Source organism: Mucilaginibacter mali, assembly GCF_013283875.1.
GTDB classification, from domain to species: domain Bacteria; phylum Bacteroidota; class Bacteroidia; order Sphingobacteriales; family Sphingobacteriaceae; genus Mucilaginibacter; species Mucilaginibacter mali.
This window is the reverse complement of the sequence record NZ_CP054139.1, coordinates 3,685,978-3,702,141: the sequence shown is the minus strand read 5'-3', so window position 1 is coordinate 3,702,141 and position 16,164 is coordinate 3,685,978. Positions and strand designations below refer to the sequence as shown.

The window sequence follows — 16,164 nt, the reverse complement described above, 5'->3', positions numbered from 1 at the left end:
CAAATTAAATAAGAAACTGAGGTTAACGCCAATTGGCCAAACCATAAAAACGATATGAAGAAAATAAACTATAGTTTAATTGTTTTAGTATTATTTACCCTGTTTGCAAAGGCGCAGGATTTACCTACCGAACTGCAAACTCCCAGCATTGTAGAAGTGAACCGGCTACCCATGCGGGCCAGCGCTTACGCGTTTGAAAACAGGGCTTTGGCCGAAAAACGCGCCAAAGAAAATTCGGCTTATTTTATTTCGCTTAACGGCCAATGGAAATTTAACTGGGTAAAAGACCCGCGCAAACGGCCAATGGATTTTTTCCAAACCAATTTCGATGATAGCAAATGGGATAATTTTAAGGTGCCTGCCAATTGGGAAACCAACGGTTACGGCACCCCAATCTACGTAAACCAGCCCTACGAGTTTGCCGGCCGGCAGTTAACCGGCGCGCGCATGACCCCGCCATTTGATATCCCTGCGGATAATGACCCGGTAGGCTCGTACCGGAAAAAGATCACCATTCCCGAGAACTGGAACGGGCGCCAGGTTTTTATAAGTCTGGGTGCTGTAAAATCGGCATTTTTTATTTGGGTGAATGGTAAAAAGGTAGGTTACAGCGAAGACAGTAAGCTGGCCGCCGAGTTTGATATTACCAAATATGTTAAACCGGGAGAAAACCTGATCGCTTTGCAGGTTTACCGCTGGAGCGACGGCAGTTACCTGGAATGCCAGGATATGTGGCGCATTTCGGGTATCGAGCGTGAGGTTTACCTGTATTCGACACCTAAGTTAAACATAGGCGATTTTAAAACCACGGCAACATTAGATCAAACTTATACCAAAGGTTTGCTGACCGCAGATATAAAAGTTGATAACTACCGTATAGATCAACGAACCAACCATAGTAAACCTGATAGCTTTTATGTATCGCTTGATTTGGTTGATGCCAAAAACAACAGCGTATGGAAAGAGGATGGAAAACTGGCTACGGTTTTGGGCAATTATCATCAAAATATATCATTTAACGCGCAGATAGATAACGTAAAAAACTGGAGCGCGGAAATACCCTATCTGTATACACTTTATATCACACTGAAGGATAAGAATGAAAAAGTGCTCGAAGTTGTTCCGCAGCGCATCGGTTTCCGGTCGATTGAGATAAAAGGGAGCGATTTTTTGGTGAACGGAAAACGCGTTTTCCTGAAAGGGGTAAACCGGCACGAGCATAATGCCACCCAGGGGCATACCTTAACCCATGCCGATATGGAAAAGGATATGGAGATGATGAAAAAACTGAACATCAATGCCGTTCGCCACTCGCACTATCCGCCCGATCCTTACTGGATGCAGCTTTGCGACGAATATGGTTTGTATGTGATAGACGAGGCAAATATCGAAAGCCACGGCCGTTATTATAGTTTAGAAACCACCTTTGCTAACGATAAAGCATGGCAGGCCCCGCATTTGGCGCGTGTGCAGCGGATGTATGAACGCGATAAAAACCACCCAGCCGTAGTTACCTGGAGCTTAGGGAACGAAGCAGGCAACGGCGTAAACTTTTACGAAGCTTACGAGTGGTTGAAGAAAACCGACAGTCGCCCGGTACAGTATGAGCGGGCGGAAAACGATTTCAATACCGATATGATCGTTCCGCAATATCCATCTCCCAACTACCTGCCCCGGTATTCTGTTTCTAAAAGCACTCGTCCGTTTATCATGAGCGAATATGCGCATATTATGGGCAACAGCTTAGGTAACTTTAAAGAATATTGGGATGCCATTGAGAACAACCCCAAATTGCAAGGTGGTTTTGTTTGGGAATGGATAGACCAATCGATAGATACCGTTAAAAACGGTAAGCGCATTATGGCTTACGGTGGCGATTTTCCTTTGAGTGGCCCGGTAGATGATAATTTCAGCGATAATAACTTCTGTGTAAAAGGTGTGGTTACCGCCTACCGCAGGATGACGCCGATGGCTGTAGAGCTAAAAAAAGTTCAGCAATACATTAAAACCACATTTAACGGCGCCAACCAGGTCAACGTAAATAACAGCTATTTCTTTAGGGATATCAGCAATATGCAATTGAACTGGGAAGTAGTGGAAAATGGAAAAGTTATTCAAAGCGGCGTAGTACCCGATCTGGATATCGCGCCGCGCACAACAAAAACAATTACACTGCCTTTTAAAACAAATTATACCGATGGTAAGGAGTATTTCTTAAACGTATACTATCGCTTAAAAACGCCTGAACCATTTTTAGAGAAAGGCTATGACATTGCTTACGAGCAAATTGCTTTAGCCGGGGTGCCCAAAGGGAGTAATTATGCCGAAGTTAAAAAGGCATTGAACCTGACCCAAACGGATGGAAAGGCTATTATAAAAGGAACCGACTTTACCGCGACCTTCGACCTGGCAAAGGGAACCCTCATCAGCTATATTTCAAAAGGACAGGAACTGTTAGTTTCGGGACCGAAGCCCGGTTTTTACCGCGCACCGACCGATAACGATATTGGCGCAGGTTTAAACACCAAATTAAGGATGTGGCGTAATGTATATGATGATGCGGCCAACAACATCCAGACAACAGTTTCTTCCACACCGAATACAGTTCAGCTTACCGTAACCGCCAGTTTATTAAAGGGCGAGGAGAAAACCATACAAACTTATACCATACTGGCAGATGGTACCATCAAGGTAGAAAACCAGTTTAAAGCCCTTAGCGGCAACTATAAAAGCCTGATGCGTATCGGTAACGATCTGCAACTGGATAAAAACTACAGCAACATTCAATGGTATGGCCGCGGCCCGGGAGAAAACTATGCCGACAGGAAAACAGCCTCGTTGATCGGTAATTACATCTCTACTGTTGATGCGCAGTATTTCGCTTACGCCCGCCCGCAGGAGAGCGGAAATAAAACGGATGTACGCTGGGTAGCGTTCACTAACAAAGCAGGCAAAGGCCTGCGCTTTGAGTTTACCGATCAGTTATTAAGTTTCAGCGCATTGCCTTATGCGGTTGAAGATCTGGATCCCGAAGCCACCAAAAAGCAATACCACTCCGGTGAACTGGTAAAACGCAATCAGATCTTTGTACACATGGATCTGCAGCAATTAGGCGTGCAGGGGATAGATAGCTGGGGTTCGATGCCACTGATCCAGTATCAAATTCCATTTAAGGATTATAGTTATAGCTATTATATCAGGCCAGTTAAATAAACACGGGTACCAGGATGAAATATCTAAAATTAAACCTGTTTGCCACTTTGCTCGTTACCGGCATAACGGCCTTTGCACAGGAAGTGAAACTAGCGCCCACACCACCAATGGGCTGGATGAGCTGGAATTTAATGGAAGTGAATGTGAACGAAACCGGCGTAAAAGAAATTGCCGACGCCATGGTTAACAGCGGGATGGTAAAGGCGGGTTTCAATTACATATTTATTGATGATGGATGGCAGGGCGGCCGGGATAATAAAAACAATATCATACCCGATGCTAAAAAATTTCCATCGGGTATAAAGGCACTGGCCGATTATGTGCACAGCAAGGGGATAAAATTGGGCATCTATTCGGATGCGGCCCCTTTAACCTGCGGGCAATATACGGCAAGCTTAAATTTTGAAGAACAGGACGCCCGGACATTTGCCAAATGGGGTATCGATTATTTAAAATATGATTATTGCAACGCGCCCGAAGATGTAGCCACGGCAAAACAACGATACGGTAAAATGGCTTCGGCGCTGCGCAAATCGGGCCGGGATATTGTTTTTGGGATATGCGAATGGGGACCCCGCGAGCCCTGGAACTGGGGGAGCGAAGTTGGCGGACAAAGCTGGCGGACAACTTATGATATCAGGGATAAATGGATGGATACCGAAGGGAAAGGCGGTGTAGGAATTTATAACGTAGTGGATAAAATGGCGGGACTGGCAAAATTCTCTGGCCCGGGCAGATGGAATGACGGGGATATGCTGGTGGTTGGTTTGCATGGCTTAAAAGGGCCGTCATCCGCTTTCAATGGTAAAGGGTGTAGCCAGGCTGAATACCGCAGCCAGATGAGCTTGTATTGTATACTTAATTCGCCGCTTTATGCCAGCTGCGATATCCGCAAAATGGATGAAGATGCTAAAACCATATTCACCAATACAGAAGTTATTGCCCTAAACCAGGATGCCCTGGGTAAACAGGCCGAAAGAAAAATTAAAACTGATGTGTGGGATGTCTTTGTACGCCCACTGGCGAATGGCGATTTTGCGATAGCCGTCCTGAATAAATCCGGCATCACACAAGCCACGAAAATAAATTTTGCCGATCTGGGCCTGCCGGATAAATATGAAATTAAGGACTTGTGGCAGCATAAGGTTACCGGTAAAGCTAATAAATGGACCGGCGATATCACCTCACATGAAACAAAGGTATTCCGGTTAAAAAAAGTATAAAACATCAATCACATACCTATCAAAAACACCAATGAAAAAACTGATAACCATTGCATTAGTAGCGCTATCCTTAACCACTTTCGCGCAGGAGGCCGAAAAGAACCCGGCGACGGTAATTATCGGCCCGAAAAACAAATTAGCGGCAAAAGATACCGCTTTCAAAAGGCAGATCACTCAGTGGTGCGAAACCAATTTAGCCATTAAAGATTATAAAAAAGTAAGCGCTCATCCATCGGCGGCCTATTTTCCGGGCGCCGTAAAAGAGGGCTTCCAATTCACCAAACGCACCATTAATATCAAACACCAAAAGATAGTGGATAGCCTGGTGCCCATTGTTAGCCGTATGCGTTATTCGGGTAACTGGGCCAATATTTTGTACAGCACAGGTTTGTATGCCGTTCCGGGCGAATATGTTGAGATCGATGTCCCTGCCGGTATCGATACCCGGTATTTAAAAGTACAGATCGGCGCGCATTCCGATCGCCTGAATAGCAGGGATGCAAATGAGCGGCCATGGAGCAGGATGCCCATCATTACTAAAGTACAGGAGTTGTCAAAAGGTAAAAATAGGGTCGCGTCGCCATTTGGCGGTTTAATTTACATCACCTATCCGCCAAGGGAAGCAAGTTGGGAGGGCGATGTCGCCATTAGCCATGCTGTTGCCGCGCCACTATTTGTTTTAGGCAAAACCACCGACGAGGAATGGAAAGCGCAATTATTAAATAATAAAGCGCCATGGGGCGAACTGGCTTCGGCAAATATGATCATCACCCTTGCTAACGAAGACCTGCAACAGGTAGATCACCCGGCCGAAGTAATGAAACTATGGGATCTGATAGTTGGTGGCGAGATGGACCTTGCGCAGATAAAAATGCCATTTTACCGGGCGCAAAGGATGGTAGTTGATGCGCAGATCAGCGCAGGGGCTATGCATAGCGGTTATCCATTTATGACCTATCATAGCCCGAGCAGCAGTACTTCAAGTATCGATGTGGCCGCGAATCCGGCCGTATTGATGAAACCCAGCAAGGGGGGCGCAAACTGGGGCTTTTTTCATGAACTGGGCCATAATATGCAAAACCTGGATTGGGTTTTTGGCGGATCGACGGAGGTAAGCAATAACTTCTTTTCCCTGTATATGTTCGACAGGTTATTGGGCGGACGGGATGACGCGCATTCGGCCATCTCATCAGAGAATACCCAAAAATCGATGAAGAAGTACTTTGCAGAGGGCGCCGATTACGAGAAATGGAAAAAGGATCCGTTCTTAGGTCTCATCATGTTCAGGCAGATCCACGAATCGTTTGGCTGGGAAAGTTTTAAAGCCTTTTTTAGAGAGTACCAAAAATTCGCGACAGAGGATATCCGGACGCCAGAGAGCCAAAAGCCCGATCTGTTCGTAGCTACTTTCTCAAAGGTCATTAAAAGAAACCTGGCGCCATTCTTCATCAAATGGGGTATCCCGGTTAGCGAGCGTACACAAAAAGAGTTATCCGTTTACGAAGGGTGGATGCCTTACAATTTCCCGCCGCAAAACTAAATTTGTTTCGATAAGATCATTGTTCACTTGAAAAAGATAATCGCCATTCTGCTTTTTAGCTTTGTTTATCAAATTGGTTTCGGGCAGCACCTGTCCGCGTACAACCTGCGTTTTAACCAGTTGGCCGGCAGGTGGGATGAGGCGATGCCCCTGGGTAACGGCATGTTGGGCGCGCTGATCTGGGGTAAAGGTGATAAGCTGCGTTTATCGTTAGACAGGGCCGACCTTTGGGACGAACGTCAGGCCATGCCCGATCTGAACCGTTACAATTTTAAGTGGGTGCAGCAGCAGGTTGATAAAAAGGAGTATGGCATTGTGCAGCAAACTTTAGATGCACCTTATGATACCAAGCCCTATCCAACCAAATTGCCTGCAGGCGCCATCGAGTTTAATATTAGCCGTTTAGGTAAGGTAATCTCGAACGTATTAGACATAAAAACGGCCTTAAATACCGTGAAGTTTGAAAGTGGCGTGGTGTTTAACTGTTATATCCATGCTACAAAAAACCAGGGCTTTTTTGGTTTCGAAAACTTGAAGGACACGGATGTTTTACCCGAACTGATCGTACATAACTATGCTGGGAACGAAAAGGCAACCAATGATAATACCCACGCGGGCCAGGGCCTGCAGAAATTAGGTTATGCCAAAGGGGAGGTTATCAAAACCGCCAATACCATCCGCTACCGGCAACCGGTTTACGATGGCCATTTTTACGAAATACTGATCCGCTGGACAAAGATGGGAAACAAACTGATCGGCTTGTGGACGGTTACCAAGGATGCCCCGGCAGATATTCCGGCTATATCGGAAAAGGCAAAGGAACCAACCGGTTGGGACAGCCACGTTAAATGGTGGGCTGAATTTTGGAACAAATCTTCTATTTCTATTCCCGATGAATTGGTGCAGCGGCAGTATTATCTTGAACAGTATAAATTAGGGTCGGTAGCCCGGAAAGGCGCGCCCGCTATTACCTTACAAGCTGTTTGGACGGCTGATAACGCGAGTTTGCCCCCGTGGAAAGGCGATTTCCACAACGATCTGAACACGCAGTTAAGCTATTGGCCAACCTATACATCAAACCACCTGGCCGAGGGGAAAACGTTTACCGACTGGCTTTGGAAGGTAAAAGGGGAGAGCGAAAAATACACAAAAGCCTACTTTGGTGTTGATGGCATTAATATACCCGGTGTGGTTACCCTGAGTGGTTACCCCATGGGCGGCTGGATCCAGTATTCGCAATCGCCAACGGTAGGCGCCTGGTGCGCGCAGCATTTTTACTGGCAATGGAAGTATTCCATGGATCCGCAATTTTTTAAAGAACAGGCCTATCCATATATTACCCAATCCGCTAAGTTTTTAGAAGGGATCACCTTTTTGCAAAATGGTGTACGCAAGTTGCCGCTAAGCTCCAGTCCCGAATATAATGACAACGCTATTACTGCCTGGTTTAAAGAGTGGAGCAATTTTGACTTGGGTTTAGCCAAGTTCCTGTTCAAAGCAGCTGCCGAGGTAAGCCAGGTTAAAGGCGACAAAGCCGGGCAGGAACATTGGCTAACCATCTTGTCGCAACTGCCTGATTTTGAAACCAATGAAACGGGATTTGCCGTCGCGCCGGGGCAAAACTTAACCTCATCGCACCGACATATGTCGCCCTATATGGCCATTTACCCTTTGGCCCTGCTCGACGTGAACAGACCTGAAGATAAAATCCGGATAATTAACTCCTTTAAACAATTGGAAGCAAAGGGGACAAAGGGATGGTGCGGATATTCCTTCAGTTGGATGGCCTGTTTATATGCAAGGGCTTATGAAGCCGATAAGGCGATCAAACAGTTGCAGATCTTCGCTTCAAATTTCTGCTCTGCAAACAGTTTCCATCTAAACGGCGATCAAAAAGGTGGACAGTACTCCGGGTTCACTTATCGGCCTTTTACTTTAGAAGGGAACTTTGCTTTTGCGCAGGGCGTGAATGAGTTACTGCTACAAAGTCGGGGCGGATACATTGAGGTATTTCCATCGATACCCGGCAACTGGAGTAATTGTTCTTTCAAGAATCTCCGCGCGGAAGGCGCGTTTTTAGTGAGCGCAACCTATAAAAATGGTAAAGCGATGTATGTACGGGTTGTGGCAGAGAAGGGGGGGAGGCTAAATATCAAATTGCCAAAAGGGGCTTTTACACTGGCTGGTAAAAAACTTAAACCACAAAACAATATAGTTAGCGTTAACACCAAAGCCAGGCAAAAATTAGTTTTTGTTGCCAAAGGGTAGGCGAATGCCCATAGCGTTTTTACCTCGGGTAGACTTAATGAATAAACTTGAAATTATGAGAAAAGCAGGTTCAGCGGTATTTGGCTTTAAATTCCCAAAGCTGGGTTTTATAGCAGGTGTTCTTTTCTTAAATGCCCTTTCTGTATTTAGCCAGCAAAAGCCTAACGTTGTTATTATTTACGCCGATGATCTGGGTTATGGAGATCTAAGTTGCTACGGATCGAAAATAATAAAGACACCTAATATTGACGCTGTAGCTAAGAGTGGGATCAGGTTTACAAATGCCCATTCAACTTCGCCAACATGCACTCCTTCCCGGTTTGCACTCATGACGGGTATTTACCCATGGCGCCAAACCGGTACCGGCATATTACCCGGCGACGCAAAACTCATCATTCCCGCCAACCATATCACCTTGCCTAAAGTGTTTAAAAAAGCAGGATATTATACCGCGTTGGTTGGCAAATGGCATCTTGGCTTAGGTGATAGCGTTAACAAAAATTGGAATGGCGAAATAAAGCCAGGCCCCAACGAGGTTGGCTTCGACTACTCATTTATCTTCCCCGCGACGGCTGACCGCGTGCCGACCGTTTTTTTGGAGAACCATTACGTGATCGCTTCCGATACTAACGACAGGATACTGGTAAATTATCGCAAAAAGGTTGGCAATGATCCGACAGGGAAAGAAAACCCCGAGCTTTTGAAAGTAAAAGCCGATCCTAATCAGGGCCATAACAATACAATTGTTAACGGTATCGGCAGGATCGGTTTTATGTCGGGTGGATACAAAGCGCGCTGGGTTGACGAAGAACTTACTTACACTTTTGTAGATAAGGCTGGCGAGGTGATCAAATCGCATAAAAAGCAACCTTTTTTATTATGTTATAATGCAATCGAACCCCATGTTCCGCGTATGCCGGCCACGCAGTTTAAGGGTAAAAGTGGCCTTGGGTATCGTGGTGATGCCATACTGCAACTTGACTGGGCCGTTGGACAAATTGTTAAATACCTAAGGGAAAATAAGTTAGAACAAAATACACTAATTATTATAAGCAGCGATAACGGACCGGTGCTGAATGATGGTTATCTTGACGGCGCTTCCGAAAGTTACCACGGAGAGCAGTTAGGCGGACTTCGCGGAGGCAAGTATAGCTTATTGGAAGGCGGGACCAGGTTGCCTTTTATTGTGAGTTGGCCCGGGAAGTTAAAATCAGGTGTTTCCGATGCGATGTTTAGCCAGGTAGATCTGCTGGCATCGTTCGCCGCGATGTTTGATCAGGCCGTTCCGCGTAATGAAGCTGTCGATAGTGAGAATCATTTGGACGCGCTGCTGGGAAGAAACAAGAGCGGGCGGGCATTACTGATAGAAGGTAACACCAAAGACAAACTCGCTATTGTAAAAGGCGATTGGAAATATATTCCCCCCGGTAATGGTCCGGCATTAGATAAGCTGGTAAATATTGAAACAGGGAACAGCAGAGACCCCCAACTATTTAATTTAAAAACCGACCCGGCCGAAAGAAACAACCTTGCGCGGAAATACCCTGAAAAGGTTAGGGAATTAGATCAGCTGTTGCAGGCGAAATTAAGGTAATGAAACGGGAGCTTCGCCTTCCCAAATGTACGGCATGCACCGTGTACTATCTATGCGGTAAACAAATTTGACATTGCTGCCATGCTATCAATAAAAACGCCACTCCTGTTATCAAGTAGCGTTTTTATTGATAGTATGGCAAGGCAATATGTAAGTGCCCGCTTCTTCTTCAATTAAGTTTACCCGTTGTAATTTGGGTCAAATTCCACTATCCATTCAATGCCATACTTGTCCCTGAACATACCTGCATAAGTACCCCAGGGTCCCTCGCCAATAGGGCCTTCAATGTCCCCACCTGCCGATAAGCCATTAAATACCTGATCAGCCTCTTCCTTGCTTTCGGCACTGACCACTATTTTAGATCGGTTTTCGTTTTCGTTTACCCTGCCCATAAATTCAGGCACATCATTGGCCATTAGCATGGTGTGCTTGCCGATAGGCAGGGCGATGTGCATTATTTTGTTGGCTTCGTTTTCCGGAACCTGGAAGTCGGCACTTGCCAGGTCTTTAAAACGGATGACTTTTGTGAACTCGCCGCCAAAAACTGATTTGTAAAAGGTAAAAGCTTCTTCGGCATTGCCGTTGAAGTTGATCCATGGGTGAATTGCTCTCATAATTTTTATTTAAAAGTGTTTGTAAATTTTTGTGTTAGTATTTTCTATGATAAGGTAGCCAACAACTCCTCCAGGTTCTTCAAGGTCATGGTGAAGCCAATCTTGAAGCCCTCTAATAGTTTTTCCAACCGCTCAAACGATTCGTTATAAATGGTAATATCCACTTTGGTAATGCCGTTTTGCTCGCTGAAATTGTAATCCCATTCAGAGCCAGGCAGTTCGCGGTTTTCGTCTTTGTCCGAAAACGCGTTGTACATTTTAAAATTAGTTTTTGGGGTAATGGATGTATACTCCTGCACCGCCCAGCGCTCCTGCCCGTCGGGGCTTATCATCGCGTAAAAGCGCCTGCCACCTACTTTAAAATCCATATATTTAGTTTTGGCGCGCATAGGGGCGGGTGCTCCCCATTGGTCCAGTAGGTCGGCTTTGGTAAAGGCATCCCATACTAAAGATTGCCCGGCGTTAAACTCCCTGGTGATGTAAACCATTTTGGCTGTTTTGTCAACATTAAAATCAAATAGCAAATCGTTGTTCATTGTTTATAGATGTTTGGTTAATAATTATTGGTATTAATACTATTCCGTGCCCTGTTCTTTAATGGTCGATAATAGTTGATCGAGTTGATTGAATTGTGTTTCCCAACTCTGCCTGAATTGGGCTAACCAGTGGTCAAATTCCTGCATTTTTTTCGCGTTAAAGTGATAATAAATTTCCCGGCCGCTTTGCTCGGCTTTAACCAGGTCGCATTCATGAAGCACCTTAATATGTTTTGATACCGCCTGCCGGGTCATGTCAAATTTTTCGGCCATTACGTTTGGTGTCAGCGCCTGGATGGCAAGCAGCGTTAAAATTGCCCTGCGTGTCGGGTCGGCTATGGCCTGGAATATATCTTGTTTCATTCTTTGATAATTAATTAGCAACTCTCAGGTTGCAAATATATATGCAACTTTTGAGTTGCGCAAATTTATTTACATTTTTTTTTAAGGCTATAATAATGGCGGGTTAATTATGTATCGGTTGTTTATTAATAGCTGATAATTAAAAAAGTGTATGGAGGGATCCTGATAATAATGACCAATCCTATCATGATTACTTGATAGGATCTATCGGAACTTAAAATTGATAACGACTTACTTAATCGTGTTGTAGAAATATCAACCATAACGGATGAAGACAGGAAACAACTGTATTCTGTTATAGATGCCCTGTTAAGAGATTACAAAGCTAAGAAAGCCTATTCCAAATAAAAAAGCCCAACACTTGGTTGGGCTTGAACGGATGATACCTTAGTATTACCCGCTTTTAAGAAATTTAAATATGCCATCAAAGCGATAGCGTTGATTTTCAAACAGCTAAATAACTACTAACTATTTTGATACATGACCCATTTTCTTTTATTTATCAAGTTTAGACCAATACGTATCACAGTTACATTGTTTATTTAAAGTATCTGGGATATTAATACTTTTTATTGCCTTATAAGGATACTTGTATTCTACAGTTTTATGTTTGCCATTAAATGAACAGGTCTTTTGAATCTTTGTTAGCACAGTTTCACCTTTCAAGAATTCAAACTCTGTGGTATAATGCCAAGAGTATCTTTCGCCAGCTTCATGGACAATTTTGAACCCTTTCATAGTTTTAAAGATGCCATCGTAATGAGACAACACCCCACCTATATTAGATACTACATTGGGGTAAACTTCACGTACCTTTGAAGTTCCCTTTATATTTATGACCTCTACCAACAGTCTATGTGGTTCTTTGTCAATTTTAAAGGTGCAATCTGACTTCGTGTCATCCAAAGAAGTAGGTGATAGTATCAATAACTCGTCTTTTATACCATCCTTATTTAAATCTATAGTTAGCGAATCCTTAATCGTATAATAATTGGCTATTGTAATCCCAAGTCTTCGATAAAAGCCATTGAACTGATCGCAACCTTTACCCACTGTTAGTCTTTTAACAAAGTTACCCTTAATCATGGGATAGATTGTATCGGAAGAAACCTTGATGGGAAATCGATTAGTTCTAAAGGATGATGATACTACAATGGTCATCGTCGCTGCAATGACTGTTGTTACAATTAAATAGAGGTTTCTGTGAGCTATCATATTATTTCTTCTTTCCTATATTCCAGAATATTGATTTTCCTTGAACGCCTGTAGAGTATAGTGAGTAGTTTTTACCCTTACCAGATCCCTCATAGGATGTTCTACCATCAATGGCTGTTTTAAAGGTTGCCTCTGGACTGGTTTTCTTATTTGCGTTAACATATTTCTGTAAATCAGAGGCTCCTATATCAATGCAACTATACTGTTTAAATTTAGCCTGATGTTCCCCTTTTTGCAAGAAGTCGGTGCCGTCCCAAAGTACAGCTCCACCAGTAGGATCAGCTTTACCAGATAAAACGCTAATAACAGCTGCTCTTGCATTCTTCGCATCACTACTCTTGTCATTATCATCTAAAGCCTTACGCGCTGAAGCTGGAGTAGTTGAATAGTTTTGATCGGTGAGTTGATCATATAAAGTTGAGTTCTGTCTCTTATAATCTATAGCATTATTGTCTTTAGCATTGTTAGCAGCATTAGCTATCCATAAACTTTCTGACGCATCTCCTGAAGATTCATGTTTAACCACATTGGAAGATATCGCAAACTTGTCATGGCTTAACGATAACTCCTTAGCATTATTGGCTGAAGTTACAATCCCTTTATTATTTTTGGTGACACCATCAGCCACGTATGCTTTGTTGTCATTTTTCCCATCGCTACCGTAATAGGATCCATCTGAGTTATAGTAGTCTCCCCACATGCCGTCTGGGTCAATTACACTAATTGGATTATTAAATCCATAAGTGTAGGTTGACCACCTTCTGCCTAACTCCGCCAGCGGATCCACACTCGTCCACCTCCCAATCACCGGATCATAAAAGCGCGCCCCGTAATCGTACTGATTAGCTAAATCGGTTTGTATCTCCTTGCCATTATAAAGATAACGGTTATTGTTAGAAAAATCATAACCGCCGTAGGTTTTCCGCAGGCCAAAGCTGTAGTATTCGTCTTCCTGCAATACACGGGCTACGCCGCCATAGCTATCCAAACTAATACGGGTGTTACCTAAATGGTCTTTCAGGTTATACTCGTAATTATAGCTGCCGTCTGTTTTGCGCTCGGCACGGCCTTCTTCGGTTTGTATAAAACTAATCGCGTTATTTTTGTAAACAATGCCGTTTACATAATCCCAGGTACCGTCACTTCCGGTGTTACGCAGTTTTTGGCCCCCCGCATCGTAAGTGTAAGTAGCCAGTGTGGTACTGCTTTGGGTTACGGTTTGTGGCAGGTTTAATAAATTATAAGCAATGTTCTTACTGCCGCCATCGCTGGTGGCGTTGCCATTGCCATCATAAGCATAGCTACGGGTAGTAAAGCCTGTGCCGGTTACTCCGGTTAACTGGTTGCCACTGTAGCTATAGCCTAAAGCACCATAGCTTTGGGCAGCACGGGTTAACGATGTAATATTACCCATCTGGTCATAAGCTATGGTTTCGCCCAGGCCGTCGGCTGTTAGGCCACCGGTAAAGGCAGCGTTGGTCAGGCGGTTCAACTTGTCGTAACTGTAGGCAAACGTCCTGTTGCCCGGGTTGGTCTCTTTAGTGGTATTGTAATCCATCTGAGCTATGTTACCGTTGTACTGCTTGCCGCTTGTGGGCGTTTCGTACTGTAGTTCCATATTAAACAAATTGCCACTGCTCCCTGTCGTACGCAGCCAGCCCCGCTCGTTATAGTTATAGGTAATGGTTTGCAGGTAACCCGATATATATGCCCTAAATGTAGCCCCACTACTTACATAAAAGCCCGGGCTAAGCGTAATACTTCCCGAAGCTGTTTTGGTTACGCTCCCGCTGGTTACCGCATCGCCGCTGCCTAATGTTAGTGTGGACGGTGTGCTGCCGCTACCCGGGTCGTTAATACCACCCAGGTTTTTTTGGTAAAGCTGGCTTAGTTCGTTATAAACATTTTGGCTTAGTATGGTATTGGTGCCACTGTTTATTTGCTCGTAAGTACGCAATTTACGGCCGGTATGGTCGTAAGCAAAAGTATTCCCTACGCTTACGCCTAATACTTTATCAGTATTGCCGCTGTTTTTTATGTAATGATTACGGGTGGTGGCTGTTACCTCATCATTAAAATCGTACGTTGTGCTTACCTCATCGTAATTATAATTGCTTTGCACCCCCGCCAGGTAATGCTGTTGGTACACTTTTATGGCTTTACCCTCATCATCGTAATAATGTACGCTCCACAGCATATCTGTCGGGTTGTTCAGCACAGCAGTTTTAGTGGCGGTTACTTGTCCTTTAGCCATGCTCAATACCGCGTTACCGGGCGCTGTATAGCCCGATGGCAGGCCTGGGATATTACTATAGGTATCGTAATAATTGGCCGATAGCAGCGTAGTATAACTGGTGGGCCATGCAACTGTGGTGTAACCGCTGCCGCTGTTTTGCGGGCCTTCCCAAAGGTTGGTGGTCAGGCCGCTTAGCGTAGTTTGCAGGCTTGTCCTGCTAATGGCAGTATTGCTGTTATCCCATATACCGGTCAGCACCGCGCGGCCCAAAGCGTCATACTTGGTAAATATCCATTTGTTGGCTACGCGCTGCATGCTGTCCTGGGTGGCTACCGCCTGGTCTATAATGTTATATACCGTAAAGTCCCAACCTTTACCTGGGATACGTTTTTCGGTCATGCGGCCACGGTCGTCATATCGGTACTGATAACAAAAATTGGTAAGCGTGGTACTGCTAATACTGCCGGTAGCATCAGGGTTGGCACCGGGCGGCAGCACATAGGCCAGCATCCCTTTATCATCGTACACATAATAGGTGCTCAAGGTTTCAAGCGCACCACTTTTGTAGTTGTAGGTACGCTTTAATACCACACGGCCGTCTTTATCCTTATATTCTTCAACCGTGCCAGCGCGGCCGTTTACCCAGTTCTCGTCTTTGGTAATGGTTACGCTTAACTGGTTGGCTGCATATACGGCAGTAAAACTACTGTCGCGGCTAAGTGTGCGGCTGCCATTGCTGTTGGCAACGGCGGTATAGCGCGCCACGCGGCGGGTGTTGGCGGTATCGCTAAGCGGCTTGGTATTATTGTTAGCATAATCCATACGCACGGTATGGCCGCCACCCAACTGCCAGGCTGTGCCCGGCGCCCCCTGTTCGGTTAGCCTGCCTACAGATGACAGTTCGGTAATGCTGGCAGCAAAGGCCACCGGGGTATTTACATAACCCTGCCCGCTTTGCTGGTAAAAGTTATACTGCTGGCTGCCGCTATAGGTGCCAGTACCAAAAACGGCCAGGGGCTGGTATTGGCCCGCCGCGGTTGGTGTTAGGGTATAGGGCTGGTATTTGATCATCTCGCGGCCAAACTCATCATACATTTGGCCTTGCACCACATCTTTGCCGGTAGGGCTGCCAAACATTTGTACAGTTTGCACCGGCCTGCCAAGGGCATCAATATACTGTATAGTGCTTTGTACCGAATCTTTATTACTGGTTAGCGTATCCAGCCGGCCATTGGTTTTTATGGGGGTGCGCGGCACACGCGTCATTATATAATTGCGCGTGTTGCTTTGGGCATTTGCAGCGCCATATATACCTGTTAACGCAAGCACCAACAGGATTAAAGGTTTTAAATGTTTTTTCAT

General features: G+C 44.9%; 10 protein-coding genes. 5 read left to right on the top strand and 5 right to left on the bottom strand.

Annotation, left to right across the window (positions count from 1 at the left end):
• The first annotated feature begins 54 nt into the window (after window positions 1–54).
• From HQ865_RS15375 to HQ865_RS15355, 5 genes are read left to right on the top strand one after another with little or no spacing between them, the layout of a single operon-like run.
• On the top strand, window positions 55–3,213 hold the full coding sequence (locus HQ865_RS15375; protein ID WP_173415742.1) for a glycoside hydrolase family 2 TIM barrel-domain containing protein: 3,159 nt from the start codon (window positions 55–57) through the stop codon (window positions 3,211–3,213).
• A gap of 14 nt (window positions 3,214–3,227) precedes the next feature.
• Window positions 3,228–4,436 carry a glycoside hydrolase family 27 protein gene (locus HQ865_RS15370; protein WP_173415741.1) on the top strand — a complete coding sequence of 403 codons (1,209 nt, stop codon included), beginning with the start codon at window positions 3,228–3,230 and terminating at the stop codon, window positions 4,434–4,436.
• A 31-nt stretch (window positions 4,437–4,467) separates the two neighbouring features.
• Window positions 4,468–5,976, top strand: coding sequence for a M60 family metallopeptidase (locus HQ865_RS15365; protein WP_173415740.1), 1,509 nt, complete (start codon window positions 4,468–4,470; stop codon window positions 5,974–5,976).
• Between the two features lie 27 nt (window positions 5,977–6,003).
• A complete protein-coding gene (locus HQ865_RS15360) occupies window positions 6,004–8,244 on the top strand; it encodes a glycosyl hydrolase family 95 catalytic domain-containing protein (RefSeq protein WP_237073480.1) in 2,241 nt (746 codons plus the stop codon).
• A gap of 37 nt (window positions 8,245–8,281) precedes the next feature.
• Entirely contained in the window at window positions 8,282–9,838 is a 1,557-nt protein-coding gene (locus HQ865_RS15355; RefSeq protein WP_237073479.1) for a sulfatase family protein, read from the top strand.
• Between the two features lie 179 nt (window positions 9,839–10,017).
• Here the strand turns inward: HQ865_RS15355 and HQ865_RS15350 are convergent, their stop codons facing one another.
• The 5 genes from HQ865_RS15350 to HQ865_RS15330 form a co-directional block, all read right to left on the bottom strand.
• Window positions 10,018–10,452 (bottom strand): VOC family protein, encoded by a 435-nt coding sequence (locus tag HQ865_RS15350; RefSeq protein WP_173415739.1) that lies wholly within the window; start codon window positions 10,450–10,452, stop codon window positions 10,018–10,020.
• 44 nt (window positions 10,453–10,496) lie between these two features.
• Window positions 10,497–10,988 (bottom strand): SRPBCC family protein, encoded by a 492-nt coding sequence (locus HQ865_RS15345; protein ID WP_173415738.1) that lies wholly within the window; start codon window positions 10,986–10,988, stop codon window positions 10,497–10,499.
• 39 nt (window positions 10,989–11,027) lie between these two features.
• Window positions 11,028–11,351, bottom strand: a complete 324-nt coding sequence (locus HQ865_RS15340; protein ID WP_173415737.1) for an ArsR/SmtB family transcription factor — start codon at window positions 11,349–11,351, stop codon at window positions 11,028–11,030.
• 495 nt (window positions 11,352–11,846) lie between these two features.
• Window positions 11,847–12,566 carry a hypothetical protein gene (locus HQ865_RS15335; RefSeq protein ID WP_173415736.1) on the bottom strand — a complete coding sequence of 240 codons (720 nt, stop codon included), beginning with the start codon at window positions 12,564–12,566 and terminating at the stop codon, window positions 11,847–11,849.
• Between the two features lies 1 nt (window position 12,567).
• Window positions 12,568–16,164 carry a DUF6443 domain-containing protein gene (locus HQ865_RS15330; RefSeq protein ID WP_173415735.1) on the bottom strand — a complete coding sequence of 1,199 codons (3,597 nt, stop codon included), beginning with the start codon at window positions 16,162–16,164 and terminating at the stop codon, window positions 12,568–12,570.